The organism is Syntrophales bacterium (assembly GCA_035363115.1).
Lineage (GTDB): Bacteria > Desulfobacterota > Syntrophia > Syntrophales > PHBD01 > PHBD01.
In genome coordinates this window covers 95041-115616 of sequence record DAOSEM010000003.1, presented here as the reverse complement: position 1 = coordinate 115616, position 20576 = coordinate 95041, and the positions used below count along the sequence as shown (strand labels likewise).

Annotated in this window: 16 protein-coding genes; 10 read left to right on the top strand and 6 right to left on the bottom strand. The window is 63.3% G+C overall.

The annotated features are described in order from the left end of the window. Positions 1-6: 6 nt before the first annotated feature. The 3 genes from PLO63_08360 to PLO63_08350 all read right to left on the bottom strand — a co-directional run bounded on the left by PLO63_08360 (position 7) and on the right by PLO63_08350 (position 3153). A complete protein-coding gene (locus PLO63_08360; protein HOI74143.1) occupies positions 7-390 on the bottom strand; it encodes a response regulator in 384 nt (127 codons plus the stop codon). Next, positions 365-2323: an ATP-binding protein gene (locus PLO63_08355; protein HOI74142.1), complete on the bottom strand. Its 1959-nt coding sequence runs from the start codon at positions 2321-2323 to the stop codon at positions 365-367. The genes PLO63_08360 and PLO63_08355 overlap by 26 nt, the downstream gene beginning before the upstream one ends. A gap of 107 nt (positions 2324-2430) precedes the next feature. Then, complete coding sequence (locus tag PLO63_08350) at positions 2431-3153, bottom strand: enoyl-CoA hydratase/isomerase family protein (protein ID HOI74141.1); 723 nt, start codon at positions 3151-3153, stop codon at positions 2431-2433. A gap of 298 nt (positions 3154-3451) precedes the next feature. On the opposite strand from PLO63_08350, the gene PLO63_08345 reads away from it, so the two are divergent. The 3 genes from PLO63_08345 (at position 3452) to PLO63_08335 (ending at position 9623) form a co-directional block, all read left to right on the top strand. After that, positions 3452-4951: an FAD-dependent thymidylate synthase gene (locus PLO63_08345; protein ID HOI74140.1), complete on the top strand. Its 1500-nt coding sequence runs from the start codon at positions 3452-3454 to the stop codon at positions 4949-4951. Then, positions 4948-5157 (top strand): hypothetical protein, encoded by a 210-nt coding sequence (locus PLO63_08340; protein ID HOI74139.1) that lies wholly within the window; start codon positions 4948-4950, stop codon positions 5155-5157. Before PLO63_08345 ends, PLO63_08340 begins: the two co-directional genes overlap by 4 nt. 209 nt (positions 5158-5366) lie before the next feature. Then, positions 5367-9623: an acyl-CoA dehydratase activase gene (locus tag PLO63_08335; protein ID HOI74138.1), complete on the top strand. Its 4257-nt coding sequence runs from the start codon at positions 5367-5369 to the stop codon at positions 9621-9623. Here PLO63_08335 and PLO63_08330 read toward each other — a convergent pair. Continuing rightward, complete coding sequence (locus PLO63_08330; GenBank protein ID HOI74137.1) at positions 9535-10782, bottom strand: class I SAM-dependent rRNA methyltransferase; 1248 nt, start codon at positions 10780-10782, stop codon at positions 9535-9537. The genes PLO63_08335 and PLO63_08330 overlap by 89 nt on opposite strands. 157 nt (positions 10783-10939) lie before the next feature. Here PLO63_08330 and sfsA point away from each other — a divergent pair, with 157 nt between their 5' ends. From sfsA to PLO63_08315, 3 genes are all read left to right on the top strand, one after another. Next, positions 10940-12088, top strand: a complete 1149-nt coding sequence (sfsA, locus tag PLO63_08325; GenBank protein HOI74136.1) for a DNA/RNA nuclease SfsA — start codon at positions 10940-10942, stop codon at positions 12086-12088. A 105-nt stretch (positions 12089-12193) separates the two neighbouring features. Further along, on the top strand, positions 12194-13264 hold the full coding sequence (locus PLO63_08320; GenBank protein ID HOI74135.1) for a mannose-1-phosphate guanylyltransferase: 1071 nt from the start codon (positions 12194-12196) through the stop codon (positions 13262-13264). A 206-nt stretch (positions 13265-13470) separates the two neighbouring features. Next, a complete protein-coding gene (locus PLO63_08315) occupies positions 13471-14805 on the top strand; it encodes a pyridoxal phosphate-dependent aminotransferase (protein HOI74134.1) in 1335 nt (444 codons plus the stop codon). A 190-nt stretch (positions 14806-14995) separates the two neighbouring features. On the opposite strand, the gene PLO63_08310 is transcribed toward PLO63_08315, so the two are convergent. After that, complete coding sequence (locus PLO63_08310) at positions 14996-15772, bottom strand: ABC transporter permease (protein ID HOI74133.1); 777 nt, start codon at positions 15770-15772, stop codon at positions 14996-14998. Then, a complete protein-coding gene (locus tag PLO63_08305; GenBank protein HOI74132.1) occupies positions 15769-16704 on the bottom strand; it encodes an ABC transporter ATP-binding protein in 936 nt (311 codons plus the stop codon). Before PLO63_08305 ends, PLO63_08310 begins: the two co-directional genes overlap by 4 nt. Before the next feature lie 334 nt (positions 16705-17038). Here PLO63_08305 and PLO63_08300 point away from each other — a divergent pair, with 334 nt between their 5' ends. The 4 genes from PLO63_08300 (at position 17039) to PLO63_08285 (ending at position 20489) form a co-directional block, all read left to right on the top strand. Next, positions 17039-17239 (top strand): hypothetical protein, encoded by a 201-nt coding sequence (locus PLO63_08300; GenBank protein ID HOI74131.1) that lies wholly within the window; start codon positions 17039-17041, stop codon positions 17237-17239. Between the two features lie 84 nt (positions 17240-17323). Continuing rightward, the gene (locus PLO63_08295; protein HOI74130.1) at positions 17324-18289 is read left to right on the top strand and encodes a tetratricopeptide repeat protein; all 966 of its coding nucleotides are present in this window, start codon (positions 17324-17326) and stop codon (positions 18287-18289) included. Between the two features lie 290 nt (positions 18290-18579). Next, a complete protein-coding gene (locus PLO63_08290; protein ID HOI74129.1) occupies positions 18580-19905 on the top strand; it encodes a TolC family outer membrane protein in 1326 nt (441 codons plus the stop codon). A 110-nt stretch (positions 19906-20015) separates the two neighbouring features. After that, positions 20016-20489: a DUF2846 domain-containing protein gene (locus PLO63_08285; protein ID HOI74128.1), complete on the top strand. Its 474-nt coding sequence runs from the start codon at positions 20016-20018 to the stop codon at positions 20487-20489. Positions 20490-20576: the final 87 nt, after the last annotated feature.

Here is a 20576-nt window from a genome sequence, read left to right as displayed (position 1 = left end):
TACTCTTCATTCTCCCTGTTTAACCCCGGGAAGGAAACCGGCGATCTGGTCCATGAACGTGTCCGGATTGATCGGCTTCTCGATGTATCCCGAACAGCCGGCGTCCAAGGCCTTCTCCCGGTCCCCCACCATGGCGTAGGACGTCACCGCCACGATGGGAATGTCCCTGAGAACCGGATTGGACCGGAGCTCCCTCGCCACGGTGTACCCGTCCATCTCCGGCAACTGAATGTCCAGCAGGATCAGGCAGGGGTTCTCCTTCAGCGCCAGCTCGATTCCCTGCGGACCGTCCCGGGCCTGCAGGACCTCCTGTCCGTGACGGGTCAGGATGAACGTAAGCAGGTACATGTTCTGCTCATTGTCCTCAATGATCAGAATCTTCGGTTTCATCGGTTTTCTCCCTCTTCCACGGCAGCGTGAACGTGAAGACACTCCCCCTGCCGGGGCCGTCGCTCTGAACCATGATGCGCCCCCCCATCAGTTCGACCAGCCGCCGGCTGATCGAAAGTCCGAGGCCCGTCCCCTCGTATCGACGGGTCAGTCCCGTCTCGATCTGGCGGAACGTCTCGAACAGGCTCCCCATGTCTTCCGCCTTGATCCCGATCCCCGTGTCCCGGACGCTGACGACGACTTCATCGCCCAGGCGCTCGCACCGGACATGGACTTCGCCCTGCTCCGTAAACTTGACCGCGTTGTTGACGAGGTTGATCAGGACCTGCTCCACCCTCCGCCGGTCGTGAAAGAGACGGTCCGCATCGGCGGGAACGGGCTCCACCCGGATCGGCAGGCCTTTCTTGTCGGCCAGGGGCCGGACGAGCTTCTCGACGGATTCGACCGCCTGCGTCAGGTTGAACCAATCGGGTGACAGCTTCAGTTCCCCGGCCTCGATCTTTGAAATGTCGAGGACCTCGTTGATCAGCTGCAGGAGATGCTGGGAGCTGTTGCGAACCATGGTCAGCTGCTTCACCTGCTCCTCGTTGACGGGACCGGCCAGCCCCTGCAGCAGGATGCCCGTGAAGCCGATGATGGAGTTCAGCGGCGTCCTCAACTCGTGGGACATGGAGGCGAGAAAGGCCGATTTCAGCCGGTCCGCCTCCTGGGCCTTGTCCCGCGCCAGGGCCAACTCCTCGGTCCTCTCCTTCACCAGTTCCTCCAGGTGCTCCTGGTGGCGGATGAGGTTCCGCTCCGTCTCCCGAAGCGCTTTCTGCGTGGCGTTCAGGGCTGCGATCATCTCATTGAAGGAGGTGCCCAGCATCCCGATCTCGTCCTTCGAGGAAATGCGGACCTGGCGGCTCAGGTCGGATGTCCTGGCGATCAGGGCGGTTTCCTCGCTCAGGTGGTCGAGGGGGCGGATGATGAAGGCGTTCAGCCCCATCAGGCCGAGGGCGCTGAGAAAGAGCAGGCCGAGGACCAGCCCCCCCGTGGTCAGCATGACGGGAAGCCGGATTTCCTGTTCGATCGCGTCGACGGGAATGAGAACGGCAAGCTTCCAGCCGACCCCCTCAATTTCCCGCGAAAAGACGTGATGGTGGGCTCCCTCGATCACGACGCTTTCTTCCACTTGGTGTCCACCCTGCAGAATCTGCGCGAGCTCTTTCGAATAGTCCCCGATTTTCGAAAACAGGAGGTCACTGGTCCAGGAAGCCAGCACCGTTCCGGTCCGGTCTACAATCAGGATCCTGGAGGCAGGCCCGATCCGGAAATGGAGAATGTAGTCCGTGAGGTTCGCCAGCGTGACGTCCGCGCCCACGACACCGTACACATGATCGACGCTGTCGACCAGCGCCTTCACAACGCCGATGTTGACGTCTTTCGTCGTCAACGAGGAATAGGGCTCGGTGATGACGACTCCGCCGGGGGACTGCTCGGCCTGCCTGTACCAGGGCCGCGTGCGGGGGTCGTACCGGGTCGGGCGTTCCCGGCTGTGGGAACGGACGAAGCTGCCGTTCGCCCGCCCCATGTATACGGAGTTCACATAAGGATGGGTGATTCGGTACGCGTTGAAAATGTCGATGATTTCCTGTTCGGTGGAACCGATGCGGTATTGAAAGGTCCTTTCGTCGGTCGCTGTGAAATTCGTAAAACCGGAATCGTTTTTCGTGCAGACGGTCTCGTTCTGCGCCAGGGCACGGACGTCGTTCTCCACCTCGTCTAAAAATACGCGGACGGAGAATGCGATGTGGCGAAGCTGCTCCAGTGTATTCAGGCGGATGGACTGAAACCGGTCCTCACGGAGTTGGTGGTAGAGAAGAATGCCCAGCGTCGCGGTGATCACAAGCGACGTGACGCCGAAAAGGACCAGGAGTTTCCATTTCAGTTTCATGGTGACCGGAACCGGATGCGGGAATTCCCGCCTTGATTGCAACATGCCAGGCAGCGCTTCTTCCTGCCTGCATGCCTCCGTCGAACCGTCCCGTCGACCGGGAAGTCCTACTTTTTCCGCGCCGTCTCGGCAAGGGCGGGAAGGACCCGCCGGAAACCCTCATCGTGCTCCAGAAGGAAAGCGGCCTCCATGGCGGGATCGATCATGAAGCCCTTGGTGGCCGTCAGGGCCGGCAGGGGCGCCTCCAGGAGCGTCGCGGCGGTCGCCAGAGCCCGTTCGAGCGCTTTCCCGTCTTCCGTGACCTCGCTGACCAGGCCCGTCCTCAGGGCCTCCTCCGCACCCATCATCCGACCCGACAGGCAGAGGTCCCGGGCGATCCCCTCCCCCACGATCCACCGCAGGGGGGTGTAGAGCACGGGGGAGCCGAACTTGATCTCCGGGTGACCGAAAACGGCCGAACGGCTGCAGATCCGGATGTCGCAGAGCTTCGCCAGGTCGAACCCGCCCGCCAGGGCGAGCCCGTTGACGGCGGCGATGACGGGTTTCGGGAATTTCCAGACATCCCGGTGATAGCGGGATGACGTCGTGAAGATCTCCTCCGTCAGGGCCGGGTCACGAAACTCCTTCAGGTCAAACCCGGCACTGAAGACGGCGCCGGCGCCCGTCATGACGAGAACGCCCACGGCGGAGTCCTCTTTCCAGGCATCCAGGCAGGCGGAAATTTCCTTCCTCATTTTTATGGAAATGGCATTCCGCAGCTCCGGGCGGTTGAGGGTGAGCACCCCTACGCCGCCCGGATGGATCTCCGCCCGGATCGTCCCAAATTCCATTCCCGCTCCTCCTTTCTCATCAATGCCGTTGACACGGGGACCGATCCTGCAGATCCCGGGGATGGATTGGACATCCGTCCCCCGGCTCTCCCGATTCGTTCATCCGGACCGGCCCCTTCACCGCAATGAAAACCAATTCGTCCTTGCAAACGCATCGGGGGTCCTTTACAGTAGCCGTCCGGTCAGACGGCCGGAAAAGAGTCTCAAATATCAATCAACATATCAAGCCCTTTAACGTATTTTTCCGGACGAGGACGTCCGTCCCGAAGGTCATTATCCCGGGGGTCATCACATCGACATGGACATTCGCTTAGCAGGTTACAACGTGGACGCCGAACTCCTGGAAAGCCTCCGGGAGGCCCTGCCGGAGAAGATGGAGCTGACACCGGAGACCGTTTCAGCGGCCTACGCCCGGATCAGCCGCAGCCCCAGAACCGTGGGTGAACTGCGGGCCTCGGCCCGTCTGGAAGTGGAAAAGGCCCGCCGGTCGAACCGGACGATCGTCTTCGACATGGGCCACAGCTCCGTAGCCGAGCACGCCGTTTTCAACCTGGACATCACCGGGATCTCCCGGCTCGTGGTGGAAGAAGTAGAGCGGTTCCGGCTTTGCTCCTACATGGAGAAGTCCCAGCGCTATGTCCTGTTCCGGGACGACTTTGTCCGACCCGAGGAAATCATCCGGGCAGGGCTGCTGGAGCCTTACGTGGACACAATCCGCGCCCAGCAGAAACTCTATGCTGAATTGTACGAAGCGCTCCGTCCACTCATCTTTGAGCGCCATGCCGACCTGGCCGCGGAAGGGAAAAACCGGTCCCTCCTGGAGGGGTGGGCCAAGGAAGACGCCCGGTACGCCATCGCCCTGGCCACGGAGACACAACTCGGCCTGACCGCCAATGCCCGGAACCTGGAACTCATGATCCGGCGCCTCGCCGCGTCTCCCCTGGCGGAAGCGGCCGACTGCAGCCGGCGCATCCTGGAAGCCGTCCAACCGGTCGCCCCTTCCCTGATCCGCTACACAGAAGCCACCGAATACGATCGGCTGACCCGGGAAGAGCTCCGGCGTCAGGGGGACATCCTGGCCGGTCAAAAGGCCGCGGAGGGAAGGCATCGCTCCAGGATGCGGGAGGTCTCCCTGGTCCATGCCACCCCCGATGCGGACACGCAGACGGTGGCGGCCCTCCTGTTTGCCTCGACCCGCTGGCCCCTGGCCCGTTGTGCCGGGGAAGCGGAGCGGATGGGGTCGGACGGCAGGGAGGAATGGATCCGCGCGGCCCTTTGCCGCATGCAGTCCCATGACGCGGCCCTCCGCGAATTCGAGTATCCGGAACTGGTTTTCGAGCTGGTCGTGAGCGCCTCCTGCTTTGCGCAATTGAAGAGACATCGAATGGCCACGCTGATCGCCCAGGATTACGATCCCTCCCTGGGGGTCACGATTCCCCGGGCGATCCGCGAGGCTGGAATGGAGAAGCGGTTTCTGGAAGTGATACGGCAGACGGAGAAAACCTACGCCAGGATCCGGAAGGCGGCTCCCGCCGCCGCTCCCTACATCCTGACCAACGCCCACCGGCGAAGGGTCTGCATCAAGCTGAACGCCCGGGAGCTGTATCACCTGGCCCGCCTGCGCTCCGACGGACACGCCCAGTGGGACATCCGGAACATAAGCGACAGGATGCTGGCCCAGGCCCGGAAGGTGATGCCCCTGACCCTGATGCTGGCCGCGGGCAAGGACGGTTTCTCCAGGACCTGTGAAAAGGCCTTCGGCAAATCCGGGGGCAAAGGAAAGCGAAAAGAAAAATGAACGGGACCGGCGCCGCCTGCTCCGTCTGCGGGCAGGCAACGTTCTTCGTCTCCTGCATCGACTGCCGCGTTCCGCTGTGTGAACGCTGCGCCCGCTTCGAGCTGCTCGCGGAAGGGTGCGGCACGGTCGTGCCTGCTTATTTCTGTCCGAAATGCGCCGTCGATCCCCTGGTCAATCCGAACGCCGCGTTTCGAGATGATTTCTGAAACCAGACCCTGCCACCGTTCATACCATTGCGTTCTTTTGGCCCATGCGTGTTCATGCCTACAGAAAACATTCGCATTTTTGGATTATTGCCTTTTATGCCGCCCCCTTCATAAACGGGCAGGAAAAAGATATGCTGCGAAATCATTTCATCGGCAGACGATTCATCCTGTAGCGGGCTCTCTTCACTCGGCAGCACGGAGGACATGAAATGAAATCTCTCGGCATCTGCATCGGTGCATCGACGCTATCCGCCGTGGAGCTCCTGCAGTCGGACGGTGGAAACCTCCGGGAAGGCCTCGTGGTAACCGCCGCCCACGCGGGAAACCCGCGGGAGGCCGTCCGGACGATTCTCAACCGGTACCAGACCGGAGAAGACTGCCGGGTGGCCGTGACTGGCCGCAAATTCCGGGGGCTCCTGAACCTGTCGTCGATCTCGGAGCCCGAGGCGGTCGAACAGGCGTTTCGCGCCTCGGTCCAGGGAAACGGCTCCTTCGACGCCGTCGTCAGCGCCGGCGGCGAGACCTTCATGGTCTACCGCATCGGCCCCGACGGACGGATCTGCGGCGTCAACACGGGCAACAAGTGCGCCTCCGGGACGGGGGAATTCTTCCTCCAGCAGATCCGGAGGCTCGGGCTCAGCCTTCCGGAAGCGCTGCCCCTGGCCCGGTCGGGCGATCCCTACCGGGTCTCCGGCCGCTGCAGCGTCTTCTGCAAGAGCGACTGCACCCACGCCGCCAACAAGGGCATTCCCAAGGGCAGGATCACCGCCGGCCTCTGCCAGATGATGGCGGGCAAGATTCTGGAGCTGCTCCGGCAGACCGCCCGGGAGAACATCCTCCTGGTGGGCGGCGTCTCCCGGAACGAGGTCCTCCTGGAGATCCTGCGCCGGGAGATCCGGAACGTCCATGTCCCCCCGCAGGCAGCCTGGTTCGAGGCCTGGGGCGCCGCCCTGTGGGCCCTGGAAAACGACGCGACCCCGCTTCCGGAACCCGGCTCGCTGTTCCGGCCGGAGCACCGGTCTTTCCATTACCTGTCCCCCCTGGCCGAATCCGCGGCGCGGGTGTCATTCCGGGAGAATGGGATGGAGAGCTCCCCGGCGGGCGGCGAGGCGATCCTCGGCCTCGACGTCGGCTCGACCACCACCAAGGCCGTGATCATGCAGATCGCCGACAGCCGGATCCTGGCCTCGGTATATCTCCGGACCGGCGGCGACCCCGTTACGGCCTGCCGCGCCTGCTACGCCGAACTCGCCCGTCAGATGGAACAACAGGGGGCGACCGTGCGTATCACGGGCCTCGGCGTCACGGGCTCGGGCCGCCAGATCGCCGCCCTCCACGCCGGAACACGCGGCATCGTCAACGAGATCATCGCCCATGCCACGGCCGCCCGCTATTTCGACCCGGACGTGGACACCCTCTTCGAGATCGGCGGCCAGGACGCCAAGTACACGCATCTCGTCAACGGCGTCCCCATGGACTACGCCATGAACGACGCCTGCAGCGCCGGGACGGGGTCCTTCCTGGAGGAGGCAGCCCTCGAGACGCTGAATGTCGCCATGGAAGACATCGGCCCCCAGGCCCTGGAGGGGAGCCGCCCGCCCAATTTCAACGACCAGTGCGCCGCCTTCATCTCGAGCGACATCAAGAACGCCCTCCACGAGGGGATCGGCCGGAAGGACATCCTGGCGGGGCTCGTCTACTCGATCGCCATGAACTACAGCGTGCGGGTCAAGGGAAACCGGCCCGTCGGCCGGCGCGTCTTCATGCAGGGAGGCGTCTGCTACAACCGGGCCGTCCCGATGGCCATGGCGGCCCTCACGGACAGGGACATCGTGGTTCCCCCGGAGCCGGGACTCATGGGGGCCTTCGGCGTGGCCCTCGAAGTCGTCGACCGCCGGCGCCGGGGTCTCCTGGAGCCGCAGGAATTCATCCTGGAACAGCTCCGGGACCGCGACTTCTCCCAAGAGACACCATTCGTCTGCAAGGGCGGCTCCCGGGAAAAATGCGACCGGAAATGCGAGATCTCGCGGGTCCGGATCGGCGGCAAGATCCATCCCTTCGGCGGTGCCTGCAACCGCTGGTACAACCTGCGGATCCGCCGCGACACCGAGGACACGCCGAACCTGGCCGCCGTCTATGAAAGCCAGATCCATCCCGTGCCCGCCCCTGCGGCGGAGAAGGCGGCGGGAATGCGCACCGTCGGGATCAACCGGTCTTTCCACGTCCACGCCTGCGCACCCCTCTTCCGCTCCTTTTTCCGCGGCCTCGGCTTCGACCCCGTCCTGCCGGAAAAACCCGAGCCGGACGGGATGGAGGCCCGGGGAGCGGCCTTCTGCTACCCCGCGGAGCTGGCCCACGGTTTCTTCCTCGACCTGCTCAACCGGGAGCCCGACTTCCTGTTCCTGCCCCACGTGCGGGACCTGCCGGCGCAGCCGGGGGCGCCCCGGAGCACTACCTGCCCCGTCACGCAGGCGGAGCCCTACGTTCTGGCGACGGCCTTCGGGGAGCACCCCGTCTTCCGCCGCCTGCAGTCGGAAAAGCGGGTTCTTTCGCCGCTCCTGGATTTCACAAAAGGATGGGCAGGGGCGGAAGAGGCCTTCGTTCAGATCGGCAGGGATCTCGGGGCCACGGCCCGGAAGAGCCGTTTTGCCTTCCGGGAGGCCCTGGAGGAACAGCGGCGGGTAACCGAAGCGCTTCATAAAGAAGGCCGCAGATTCCTGGAGGAGCTGGAGGGGCGGCCAGACCTGTTCGCCGTGGTTCTCCTGGGCCGCACGTACAACACCTGCGTTCCCGAGGCCCACCTGAGCATTCCCCAGAAGTTCGCCACCCGGGGAATCCCCGTCATCCCCTGCGGGATGCTGCCGCCGGGCGACTTCCCGCCGGATCCCGACATGTACTGGGCCGCCGGGCAGACGATCCTGCAGGCGGCCCGGAGGATCCGGGAGCACCCCCAGCTCTTCGGCTGCTACATCATGAACTTCTCCTGCGGCCCCGACTCGTTTCTCCTCGGGGATGCGCGACGCATCATGGGCCGCAAGCCCTTCCTCGTCCTGGAGCTGGACAGCCACACGGCCGACGCCGGCCTGGAGACGCGCATCGAGGCGTTTCTCGACATCATCACCAACTTCCGGAGCGCCGCGGAGGAGCCGCCCCGGCACCCCGCCGCCGCAGCGCAGCCGGCCCGCTGGGACGAAGCGCGCAAGTCCTTCATCGATTCCCGGGGACGCCCCCGAAACCTCACGGACGAATCGGTCCGCATCGTCTTTCCGTCCATGGGGCGTTTCCTCTCCGAGGCGGGGGCCGCGGTCTTCCGGGGCCTGGGTATCCGGGCCGAGGCCATGCCTCCGGCGGACACGGAGATCCTCCAGCTCGGACGGGGGGAAACGACGTGCAAGGAGTGCCTCCCCCTTCTCCTGACAACGGGAACGCTTCTCAAGACCGTCCGGGAGCGTGACACGGCGGATGATCTCCTGGTCTATTTCATGCCCACCACCGGCGGCCCCTGCCGATTCGGCCGCTACGCCCCGTTCATGAAAGACCTCATCCGCGGGCAGGGCTGGGAAAACGTGGCCATCCTGTCGCTGACTTCGGAAGACAGCTACACCGGCCTCCGGGAAAGCGGCGCATTTCACCGTCTCTGGCTGGGCGCCGTGACCGCCGACATCCTGCAGGACGTCCACTCGGTCCTGCTGTCGGACGCCTATGACCGGGAGCTTGCCCTTGGCATCTTCGAGGCCGAATGGCAGCGGATCCTGCTCGCCCTGGAGCGGATGAAAGACGAGACGGAGATCCGCGAGGCCATGGCCGGGGCGGCGGAGCGGCTGGGCCGGATCTCCCTGAAGCGGCCCGTCCCGGACATCCCCGTGATCTTCCTGACGGGCGAGATCTTCGTCCGACACGACGACCTGTCGCGGCAGTTTCTGGTGGAGCGGCTGGCGGAGGAGGGATACGCCGCGAAGGTGGCCAGCGGCATGGAGTGGGTATACTATACGGACTGGTGCCTGCGGCAGGGAATCGGGAAGGAGCGTCCGGACCTGCGCGGCAGGCTCTCCCGGGCGGTCCGCGGGGCCGTCATGCGGAGAGGGGAGCGGTCTCTCAAGGAGGCCATGGCGCGTTCCGGCCTGTATGCTCTCCACGAGGAGGATGTCGGCGCCGCCATCGAGTGCGCCCGGCCTTACCTGGATCCCCGCCTGACGGGGGAGGCGGTCCTCACCATCGGCGGCTGCCTGCACGAGGTTCCCTCGCGGGCCTGCGGGGCCATCGCCATCGGCCCCTTCGGCTGCATGCCGAACCGGATCGCCGAGGCCATCCTGTCGCGCCGGATACCTCCGCTCCCGTTCCTGGCCATCGAGAGCGATGGAACCCCGTTCCCTCAGCTCATTGCCGCCCGGCTGGAGGCCTTCCTCCTGCAGGCCCGGCGGGTCCACCAGGAGAGGCGCCGTGGACGGCAAGAACCAGCCCCTTGAGGTAGCGGCCTTCCGGGTGGGCCAGGGAAACCGGATGATCCGGCCCCGCCCCGACCCGGAACAGCACGGAGGCGGCCCGGCCGGCGTCCTGCAGCGCCCCCTGCACGATCCGCTCGAAAAGGACCTCGTCCACGGCATTCGAGCAGGAAAACGTCGCCAGGATCCCCCCTTCCCGCAGCCGGAGCAGGGCCTGCAGGTTGGCGTCCTTGTAGCCCCGGGCGGCCCGGGTGACGTCCCGTCTTGTTTTGGCAAAAGCCGGCGGGTCGAGGATGACCAGATCGAAGGTCTCCTCCGTCTCCCGGAGATACTGGAAGACGTCGGCCCGCACGACGGGATGATCCTCCGGGGAAAGGCCGTTGGCGGCCAGGTTTTCCCGGGCAAGAGCGCAGGCGTCCTCGGAGACGTCCACGGAAACAACCCGCTTCGCCCCGCCCCGGCCGCAGGCGACGGAGAACCCCCCGGTAAAGGCGAATCCGTTGAAGACCGACGCCCCGGCGGAGAGGCTTCCAAGAAGGGCCCGGTTCTCCCGCTGGTCCAGGAAAAAGCCCGTCTTCTGTCCCTTCAGGACATCCACCCGATAGCGGAGCCCCCGTTCGAGCACCTCCACCGGTCCCGGCGGGACGTCCCCGAAGAGAATCCCCTGCCGGTCCTGGAGCCCTTCCAGGCGGCGGGCCCTGCCCTCGGAGCGTTCCAGCACGCAGTCCGGTTTAATCTCATCCACGAGTGCCGAGACGATCTCCTCCCGCTTCCGGTCCATCCCGGCGGTGGCAAAAGACACGACCAGGACCCGGCCGTACCGGTCCACGATCAGCCCCGGCAGGCCGTCCCCCTCCGCGTGGACCAGCCGGTACGCCGTCGTCTCCGGCGGCACGACCTGGCTTCTCAGGTCCATGGCCTGCCGGATCCGCCTGCGCCAGAAGGCGCCGTCCACAGGTTCGTCGGTGCGCCCCGTGAGCAGGCGGAAGATGATGTCCGTCTGCGGCTGGTAGAACCCCAGGCCGAGGGGCCGGCCGTCCCCGGAGACGGCCAGGACGACGTCTCCGGCCCTGGCGGGTGGGCACACCGACGCCACGGCCCCGGAGAACACCCAGGGATGCCCGTGGCGCAGGGACCGGTCCCGGCCGGCCTTGAGAATCAATTGGGGGACGCCGTCGCTCACGGTGGGGATTCACCTCCGATGGGGTCTCCGGTCCCGGGGGTGCGGAATCCGTCCGTCCGCGCCTCCGCCTGCCGCCATCCCCGGGACCAGGGTTGCATTTGGCCCTGGCAATGTACCGGCGGGCAGTCTAAATTGCAAGAAAACCGCGAGGCGCCCCTTGAACCTGTTCCGCGATCCACTGTACCCCGAACTGTACCCGTCGACGTTTCGCCGCCGGCTCCACCGTTTCGCCGTGGAATGCGACCTGGACGGAAGGACGGTGACAGCCCACCTGCCCAATCCGGGCCGCCTCTGGGAGCTCCTCCTGCCGGGCCGGACCGTCCTCCTGGCACCCGCGACCGATCCCGGGCGAGCCCTGTCCTGGACGGCCGTGGCCGTCATACGGGACGGGGCCGTGATCCTTCTTCATACAACCCTGGCGAACCGCGTCGTGGAATTCCTGATCGAAGCCGGCCGGATCCCGGAACTTGCCGGCTCGTCGGTGGCGCGCCGGGAGGCGACCGTCGGGGACAGCCGCCTGGATTTCATCCTCCGGCGGGGAGAAGAGGAGATCCTCCTGGAAGTGAAATCCTGCACGCTTTTCGGAAACGACCTGGCCATGTTCCCAGACGCCGTCACCGAGCGGGGGCGCCGCCACCTCCTGAACCTGGCCGGGCAGGTCCGGCCGGGACGGCGATGCGGCGTCGTCTGGCTCGTCCAGTGGCCCCGGGCGCGGAGGTTCCTCCCGGACTACCACACGGACCCGGCCTTCGCCGGGACCTTCCTGGAACAGAAAGACAGGCTCTTCTACCTCCCCGTCGCCGTGTCCTGGACGGAGGACCTGCGCATCGAGGACGACGTCCGCGTCCTCCCCGTTCCCTGGGACGTGCTCCGCCGGGAATCCCGGGACCGGGGCGCCTACCTGCTCCTCTGCCGCCTTGACGCGGCGCGGTCCGTCGAGGTCGGCTCCCTGGGGCGCATCGATTTCCCGCCGGGGACCTGGTGCTACGTCGGGTCCGCCAGGAAGGACCTGTCCCGCCGCGTCTCGCGGCACCTGCGGCTCCGAAAGACCCTGCACTGGCACATCGACCATCTGAGGGCCGCGGCGGACGTCTGCACCGCCCTCCCGATCCGGACGGCCGACGACCTGGAGCACGAACTCGCCCGGGCCCTGGCGAAAATCGCCGAGTTCACCATCCCGCGCTTCGGATCCTCCGACTGCACCTGCGCCAGCCATCTCTTCGGATGGCGGGCCGATCCGCGACGTGATCCGTCCTTCATCGCCCTGCTCCAGCACTTCCGCATGGACCGCCTCCCTCCGGATTGATCTTGTCAACAAAGCCTGTCTCTGCTATGCATCCCGGGGCCGGATAACCGGCCGTATTCATATGAAAAGTCGAAAGCCCACCACGATTCTGCAAGGAGATCCCACATGTATGCCGTCATCATGGCCGGAGGCCGGGGAACCCGCTTCTGGCCCAGGAGCCGCGACCGGAAACCCAAGCACCTTCTGGACATCCTGAGCGAGCGGACGATCATTCAGGAGACCGTGGACCGCCTCCTGCCCATGGTACCACCGGAGCGGATCCTCGTCGTCACCGGCCGGGCGCACGCGGCGGAACTGGCCCGCCAGCTCCCGGACATCCCGGCGCGGAACATCCTCATCGAGCCCATGGGGAGAAACACCGCCCCCTGCATCGGCCTGGCGGCCCATGCCGTCCACCGGCTGGACCCGGGCGCGGTCATGGCGGTCCTGCCGGCGGATCACCTGATCATCGACGAAGCGAGATTTCTGGAAGTCCTCCGGGCGGCCGCCGAGGCGGCTGCGCCGGGACGGCACCTCGTCACCATAGGCATCGCCCCCACGGCCCCGGAGACGGGATACGGCTATCTCGAACTGGGGGAAGAGACAGGAACGGCCGGTATGGAAACCGTCCGGCGGGTCCGGTCCGTCCGCGAAAAGCCGGACCAGGAAACGGCAAAGGCCTTCCTGGCAGGGGGAAACTACGTCTGGAATAGCGGGATGTTCGTCTGGACCGCTGGGGCCGTCCTCGAGGCGATCGGCCGGTGGCTCCCGGACCTGGCGAAAGGACTGGAGACGATCGACTCCGCCCTGGGGACGGAGCGCGAAAATACCGTGCTGGATAATGTCTATCCGGGATTGCCCTCCATCTCCATCGACTACGGTGTCATGGAAAAGGCGGACAACGTCCTGGCCCTCCGGGGGGATTTCGGCTGGTCCGACGTGGGGAGCTGGGACGCCCTCTGGGAGGTCTCGCCGAAGGATGATTCGGGAAACGTCCTGAGAGGATCCGTCGCCGCCGCCGCAACGAAAAACTCCCTTGTCGTGGCCCGGGACCGGCTGGTCGCCCTGGCGGGGGTGGAGGACCTGATCGTCGTGGACACGGAGGATGCGCTCCTCGTTTGCAGGCGCGGAGACTCCCAGCGGGTCCGGGAGGTCGTTGAACTTCTGGAGAAGAAGGGGCTCCGGGAATACCTGTAGCCGGCGGGAGAAGGCCTGTCCCGGAAGACACGACGGAAACGACACCGGAATCGGCACAAATATGGCCCTCCGGGCGGCCATTACCCATTTATGACGGCCGGTTCCGCCGCCTCCGTCACCCGGAAAAAAATGTGGATAATTTGGTTTGATTATATTAAGCACTTTCACTTAATAAATAGCCACCTTGATACAGGGGATAAATTCATATGAGGTTCGAAATCTGCAAAGGCGGCGTAGGACTCACCTACGAGATCCGCAACATCGTCAACATCGCCAAGAAGCTGGAGCAGTACGGAATCGAGATCTGCTGGGAGAACATCGGCGATCCCGTCCAGAAGGGTGAGCACATCCCCGACTGGATGAAGGACTGCATCATCGAGATCATCCGGGACGACCGGTCCTTCGCCTACTCCCCCACAAAGGGCATGGAGGAGACCCGCAAGTTCCTTGTGGAGCGGGTCAACAGCCGGGGCAAGACCCAGATCACCCCCGAGGACATCATCTTCTTCAACGGCCTGGGCGACGCCATCGCCCGCTCGTACAGCGCGATCCGCCTGGACGCCCGGGTCATTGTCCCCGAGCCGACCTACTCGACCCATTTCATGGCGGAGGTGCTCCACGCCTCGTTCCCGCCCAACACCTACCGGATGAATCCTTACAGCAACTGGTATCCGGACATCCGGGAGCTGGAGCAGAAGGTCAAGAGCCATAACGCCGTCGTGGGCATCCTGGTCATCAACCCGGACAACCCGACGGGCTTCGTCTACCCGGCGGACACCCTGCGGCAGATCGTGCGGATCGCCAAGGAATACGACCTGTTCCTGATCTTTGACGAGACGTACATCAACATCGTCTACAACAACAAGAAGACGGCCCAGCTCTCCGACGTGATCGAGGACGTTCCGGGGCTCAGCATGAAGGGCATCTCCAAGGAATTTCCGTGGCCCGGATCCCGATGCGGATGGATCGAGGTGTACAACGCCGACAAGGACGAAAAGTTCGCCAGCTACATCAATACGATCCTGCACCAGAAGATGTCCGAGGTGTGCTCCACCACGCTGCCCCAGATCGCCATCCCGAAGATCATGAGCCACCCGGAGTACCAGAATTACCTGGCCGAGCGGCGCAGCCTCTACGAGCGCCTGTCCAACACCGCCTACCGGATCCTCAAGGACGTGCCCTACCTGATGGTGAACCGTACCAACGGCGCCTTCTACATGACCGCCGTATTCAACGAGGCCGTCCTCAACGCCAGGCAGTTCCTGCCCATCGAACAGGAGGAGATACGGGAATACATCGAGCAGCTGACGGGTCCAAACATTGAGTTCGACAAGCGCTTCGTCTACTATCTCCTTGCCTCCACGGGAATCTGCGTGGTTCCCCTGACATCGTTCTTCACCAACATGCCCGGCTTCCGCATGACCCTGCTGGAGAAGGACGAGGAGAAGTTCACCCGGAACATCTACACCATCGCGGAGAAGATCGTGGAGTACATCGAGTCCTCCAACAAGCAGTCCGTCAACCCCATGGTGGGACCGTAACCATCCAAAGGAATCGGACACAAAGGCGGGCCGGAGATTCCGGTCCGCCTTTTCTTTTGGCAGGCTGTTCAAAAATGCCCGGATGCAAGGCGCCCGACATCCCGGGCCGTGAGGCGTACTTGGCAGTACGTTGAGCGGAGCGGGATGAGGGCAACGCCGCAGACGGGCTTTTTTCAACAGTCTGTAGACATTACTTCACGAGGCGGCGATACATCAGCCGCAAAGCCAGCGGGTAGGAAACCGCCGCAAAGGCCAGAAAATACAGAAGGCCCCACAGGGCGGACAGGTCCCTGAACCCGATGCTGATCGCCCGGGTGACATTCACCAGGTGGGTCAGGGGCAGGGCCAGGGCCGCATGGCGGGCCCATTCGGGAAGGGCCTCCAGGGGAAAGAACGTTCCACCGAAGAGGTACATGGGGGTAATAAAGAGGAAGAAGGGCAGGTTGAACAGCTCGATGTGCGGCGTGACGGCCGTGAAGATCATGCCTACGGAACCGAAGGCGATCCCGCCGAGAAACGCCAGGGGAAGCAGGAGAAGCGCCTCGGGCCAGCGCAGGAGCCCAAAGAGGCTGATGACGACCAGCATGATGGCCGTGGCGATGACGGCCTTCGTGGCGCCCCAGACGATCTCGCCGGTGATGATCTCCGAGACCGTCAGCGGCGTCGCCATCATGGCATCGAAGGTCTTCTGGTAGTACATCCGGACGAAGGAGCCGTAGGTATTCTCGAAGAAGGCGTTGTTCATCACCGTCATGGCGACCAGGGCCGGTGCGAGGAAGAGGGTGTAGGGAACGGTCGCCCCGCCGTAGGGGACATCCCCGACGAGACGGCTGAACCCCACCCCGAAGGCCAGCAGATAGAGAAACGGCTCCAGCATCGGGGTCATGAAACTGACCATCCAGTTCTGCCGGTAGACGGCGAAATTGCGCCTCCAGACCCTCCAGAACCGACCCGATATGGCGTTCATTCGCGAAGCTCCCGTCCCGTCAGTTTCAGGAAGACATCCTCCAGGGTTGCCATCCGGAGCAGGCAGCCGTCACCGGGACACCGGCCGGCGATCTCCCGGAACAGGCCCTCGCTGTCGCTCTCGTTCCCGAAGACGATCAGGCGGTGACCCAGGTCGTCACTTTGCAACCCACGCTCCCGGACCCAGGCGCGCAGGTTCTCCGTCGGCTCGGCCACCTCGATGACATGCCGCCCGGCGAAGCGCTCCACCAGGTCCCGGGGGCTCCCCTCCACAAGCAGTTTTCCCTTGTCCATGATGATGAGCCGGTCGCAGAGCCGCGCCGCCTCGTCCATATAGTGGGTCGTCAGCAGGATCGACAGGCCCCGGGAGCGAAGCTCCTCCAGGCGCTCCCAGACCTGGTGCCGCGACTGGGGATCGAGGCCCGTCGTCGGCTCGTCCAGGATCAGGAGGTCCGGGTTGTTGATGAGCGCCCGGGCAATCACCAGGCGACGCATCATCCCGCCGGAGAGCTCCATGGCCCGAGTGTCCCGGCGGTTCTCCAGGGACATGAAGGACAGGAGTTCCAGGGCCCGACTGCGGGCCTCCCGCCGGGGAACATTGAAGAAGCCGGCATAGACCTCCAGGTTCTGGACCACCGTCAGGTCCGGATCCAGGTTGTTTTCCTGCTGGCAGACGCCGATCCGGTTCTTGACGGCCCGGTAGCGGCGGCGGATGTCCATGCCGAAGACGTTCAGGTCTCCCGCCGTCATGGGCGAAAAACCGTAGATCATGCGGATCGTGGAGGTTTTGCCGGCGCCGTTGGGTCCCAGGATGCCGAAGCACTCGCCGCTCTCCACGGCAAACGACAGGCCGTCCACGGCCACGAGATCGCCGAAGGTCTTCTTCAGGCTGGTTGCCTCGATCACCGGCTCCATGCTGCGCTTTGCTTCCATTGTGTCGATTATCATTGATTGTAGAGGAACAATTTCTCTTCCCGTTTGCCAACCGCTCCCGGGATGATTATGTTGGATCGCACATCGCTGATACCATACCCTCTCAAGAAAAGGGAACTCCCGGCCGATTTTTATTGCATCGGGATTCCAGCCGGGATATGGGGAAAGGCGTCAACTCAAGGGACACCAAGGTGTCGGAAAGGACAGGAGAAACATGTTCACGGTAACGGAAAAAGCAAATGAGATGATCAAGGATTTCATGAAGAACCGGGATGCGGACCAGCCGATCCGGGTGATGATTTTCGAGGGCGGCTGAGCGGGGCCCTCCTTGGGCATGGCTCTGGATGAGCCGAAACAGGACGACAAGACGTTCGAGGACAACGGCCTCAAGTTTGTGATCAACCAGGCCCTGTACGACGAGATTCAACCCATCACCGTGGACTTCATCGAGACCCCGCAAGGGTCCGGTTTCAAGCTGTCGTCCAGCTTCGTTCCCGCTGGCGGCAGTTGCAGCACCTGTTCCTCCTGCGGATAAACGGACATCTCTCGACCAACCGCGGCGCGGGGCGGTGGATCATCGGCTCCACATCCCCGGCCGCTTCCTCATTTTTAAACAGCTATGACACCGAACGAAACAAGCCAAAGCGGTCGTGATGCAGCGGACCGGCTGTACCAGAACGGGCGGTTCGAGGAAGCGATCGCGCTGTACCAGGATCTCCTGGCATCCTCCCCCGACGACGACTCCATCGTCCTCTCCCTCGCCTGGGCCTTCCACGACGCCGGCCGCCTGGAGGAGGCAATCGGACTCTTCGAGCGGCTTTATCAAAAGGAGTTGACCCGGCGGGTCTTCACTGGGTTCGGCTTCGACGAGCTCGTCCGCATCTTCAAGGACAATGCCATGTTCGACCGGCTGGTCGATGTCTGCGAACGGGCCACAAAGGTCCAGCCGGAGGATTTCGCCCTCAGCGAAGCACTGGCGGATGCATACATCAAGGCGGACCGTCCCGGGGACGCGGTGAAGGTGCTGGAAAAAATGACGGAAGAGGAACCGGAGGCGGCCGCCGTCCTCTGCCTCCTGGGCAACGCCCTCCTGGCCCTCTCGGAGTGGGACCGCGCCGAGGAGGCCTACAAGCGGGCCGTCTGCCTGGAGCCCGAGAAGACCGGCGTCTTCTACGGCCGCATGGCCCACATCCTCCTGGATCTCAATGAGCCCGAACGGGCGCTGGACGCCTACAGCCGCTGCATCGACTTCCAGCCGGACGATCCCCTCTACCGGTGCGGCCGGGGAGACATCCTCCTCCAGCTCGGCCGGATCGAAGAAACCCTGGAGACTTACGACCGGGCCGTCTCCCTCAACCCGGAACAGGCCGGGGCCTACCTGAACCGCCTGGGCCACAGCCTGGCCCGGCACAACCGGCACCCGGAAGCCGCCGACGCCTTCCGCAAGGCCGCCGCCGCCGAGCCCGGCAACCCCCTCTACCCCCTCCATCTCGCTGAATGCCTCCTGGCCATGGGGAAGGAAGAAGAAGCGAAGGACATCCTCCGGAAGGCCGGGATGCTGCAACAGGAAGATCGCGCTTCCTGAAGCCTGCAGAAAACCAGACCGGCGGCAACAATGATAGGCCTTCCTTCTGGATTATTTATTTTTGTTGACTTTTCTTGCGACATCGTTTAGCGGGTGTCCATCATGAGCAGGATGATTAGAATCCTCACCATATCCTGCAATTGAAACCATTCCCCCGACAAACCAGCCATTTTTCAACATCCTGAAGACGTCATCGGTTCGTCCGATCCCCGGGAGTTCAGGAAACCCCGGCAGCTCGGATCTCTGAGGCCGTCTCCTTTTATTTCTTCCATCATTTTCGGAGAATCTGCATGCAAGACGGCTTGCGAGGCCATCTCTACCGCTTCGTGGTGCGTCCGCTTCTGTCCCTCCTCATTCTCTTTGCCATGGGGATCGACCTCTGCGCCGCCGATCTTTCGGTGACGATTCAGGCGGCAAAGCGATACGACGCGGCCTACCTCGCCGGCGTAGCCCAGTATCAGTCCGTCCTGACCAGGGAATCCCAGTCTCTTGCCTCCCTGCTGCCCCGCCTGATCGCCTCCGGCAATGCAACACAGAACGCCGCGGAAACGAGCTACGGCAATACCTCCCAGCCCGATGTTTCCCGCAACTATACGAGCGGCGGCTATACTGTGCAGTTGACACAGCCGCTCTTCCAGATGGGCGCCATCCATTCCTATGTTCAGTCCAAGTACCTCGTCGCGCAGGCGGAAGCGCAGCGGACACAGGCGGAAAACGATCTGATCCTCCGGGTCGCCCAAGCCTATTACGACGTCCTGCTCGCCCTCGACAGACTGGAGCTCATCCGCGCCCAGAAGAAGTCGATCAGCGAACAGCTTGCAGTGGCAAGCAAGAGCTACAAGGTGGGGGCGGGCAGTGTCACAGACGTGGAGGAATCAAAAGCGAAATTTGAGCTGGTGACGGCGCAGGCCATCGAGGCGGAGGCGGAGGTCGAAAACAAGCGCCAGGCTCTCGCGACGGTCGCTGGTCCCGATATCGGCAACCCGCAGCCGGTGAGAAGCAACCCGGCGTTTCCCGCAGGAGTCGTCGATGACTGGATGCCGAAAGTGGACGGTAATCCTTCCGTGGCCGCCGCAAAAGCCGCCATCGACGTCGCGGAAAAAGAGATTTCCAAGGCCAGGGCTGGTCATTATCCGAACCTGAATCTCGTCGCATCCTACAGCGACACCCTTCAAGGGCCGGACTCCAACAGCTCTCTCTCCACGGACATCCGAACGAACAACAAGGCCGTCGGTCTTCAGCTGCAGATCCCCATCTTCGAGGGCGGCGGCACCCAGGCCAAGGTCGACGAGGCGACCAGGCTCCGGGAAAAGGCCCGGAATGAATATCAAAATGTACGCCGCCAGGTGATCCTGCAGCTGAATCAGGCATTCCTGGGCATCGTCACCGGGCTGGCTCAGATCAAGGCGCTGGAAGCAGGCGTTGCGTCCAGCGAGATGGCCCTCAAGTCGAATACCAAGGGCTACAGAGTCGGTATACGGACCAACGCAGACGTCCTCAATGCCATGCAGCAGCTCTACTCGGCCAAGACCGACCTGAATCGAGCCCGATACAGCACCTGGATGCAGCATATGAAGCTCAAACTGAGCGTCGGCGAGGCGTGGGACGGGAAATGAGGATGAATGGAATCAATAGAGCTCAATCGTTTCGGAATGGGTCGTCAGTAAAATGGAATACCAATGGAGGCCCAAAAGTCTCTGTTGAGAATAAAAACGGAGGGAACTTCATGAAGAAATCAGTTTCTTGGTTCATCGCTGTCGCATTGCTGGTTGTAACCGTTCAGCTCAGCGGGTGTGCAACACCTGCCGCCCTGAACCTGAAAGAGCATGCTTCACACTTCCAGCCACCGGCAAACAGCGAAAAAGGCTACATCTACTTTTACAGGGAATTGTCGATGTTGGGGGCCGCCAGGGGAATATATCTCGTTGTTGACGGGAATCGAGTCGGCGGGGTCAACAGTGGAACCTACTTTGTCTATGAGGCCGTACCTGGAAGTCATTGGATTGCGGCAGAAAATTCTATTGAAGGAGTAAAAAAAACGAAGAAAACGCTCAATGTGGCAGCAGGCAAAGAATATTTCGTCAGGACAACGATCAACTTTGGACATCCGGATGCCTGGGGAGACATTCATCGCGTCGGCGAGGAAGAGGGAAAAGAAGCAATCAAGTCATTGAAATATGCAACACTGAACGAAAAGTAAAAAAGTCATTTCTTAACAACATGATGAACCATCCATCGGAACAGGCCTCCGGCTTTGCCGGAGGCCCCTATTTGAGTGCGTCACAAA

Excerpts from the sequence above, each read along its gene's own strand:
- PLO63_08310 (HOI74133.1), bottom strand. The coding sequence starts at position 15,772 with ATGAACGCCATATCGGGTCGGTTCTGGAGGGTCTGGAGGCGCAATTTC.
- PLO63_08305 (HOI74132.1), bottom strand. The coding sequence starts at position 16,704 with ATGGAAGCAAAGCGCAGCATGGAGCCGGTGATCGAGGCAACCAGCCTG.
- PLO63_08320 (HOI74135.1), top strand. The coding sequence starts at position 12,194 with ATGTATGCCGTCATCATGGCCGGAGGCCGGGGAACCCGCTTCTGGCCC.
- PLO63_08340 (HOI74139.1), top strand. The coding sequence starts at position 4,948 with ATGAACGGGACCGGCGCCGCCTGCTCCGTCTGCGGGCAGGCAACGTTC.
- PLO63_08345 (HOI74140.1), top strand. The coding sequence starts at position 3,452 with ATGGACATTCGCTTAGCAGGTTACAACGTGGACGCCGAACTCCTGGAA.
- PLO63_08285 (HOI74128.1), top strand. The coding sequence starts at position 20,016 with ATGAAGAAATCAGTTTCTTGGTTCATCGCTGTCGCATTGCTGGTTGTA.
- PLO63_08335 (HOI74138.1), top strand. The coding sequence starts at position 5,367 with ATGAAATCTCTCGGCATCTGCATCGGTGCATCGACGCTATCCGCCGTG.
- PLO63_08295 (HOI74130.1), top strand. The coding sequence starts at position 17,324 with ATGACACCGAACGAAACAAGCCAAAGCGGTCGTGATGCAGCGGACCGG.
- PLO63_08300 (HOI74131.1), top strand. The coding sequence starts at position 17,039 with ATGGCTCTGGATGAGCCGAAACAGGACGACAAGACGTTCGAGGACAAC.
- PLO63_08315 (HOI74134.1), top strand. The coding sequence starts at position 13,471 with ATGAGGTTCGAAATCTGCAAAGGCGGCGTAGGACTCACCTACGAGATC.
- PLO63_08355 (HOI74142.1), bottom strand. The coding sequence starts at position 2,323 with ATGAAACTGAAATGGAAACTCCTGGTCCTTTTCGGCGTCACGTCGCTT.
- PLO63_08360 (HOI74143.1), bottom strand. The coding sequence starts at position 390 with ATGAAACCGAAGATTCTGATCATTGAGGACAATGAGCAGAACATGTAC.
- PLO63_08290 (HOI74129.1), top strand. The coding sequence starts at position 18,580 with ATGCAAGACGGCTTGCGAGGCCATCTCTACCGCTTCGTGGTGCGTCCG.
- PLO63_08350 (HOI74141.1), bottom strand. The coding sequence starts at position 3,153 with ATGGAATTTGGGACGATCCGGGCGGAGATCCATCCGGGCGGCGTAGGG.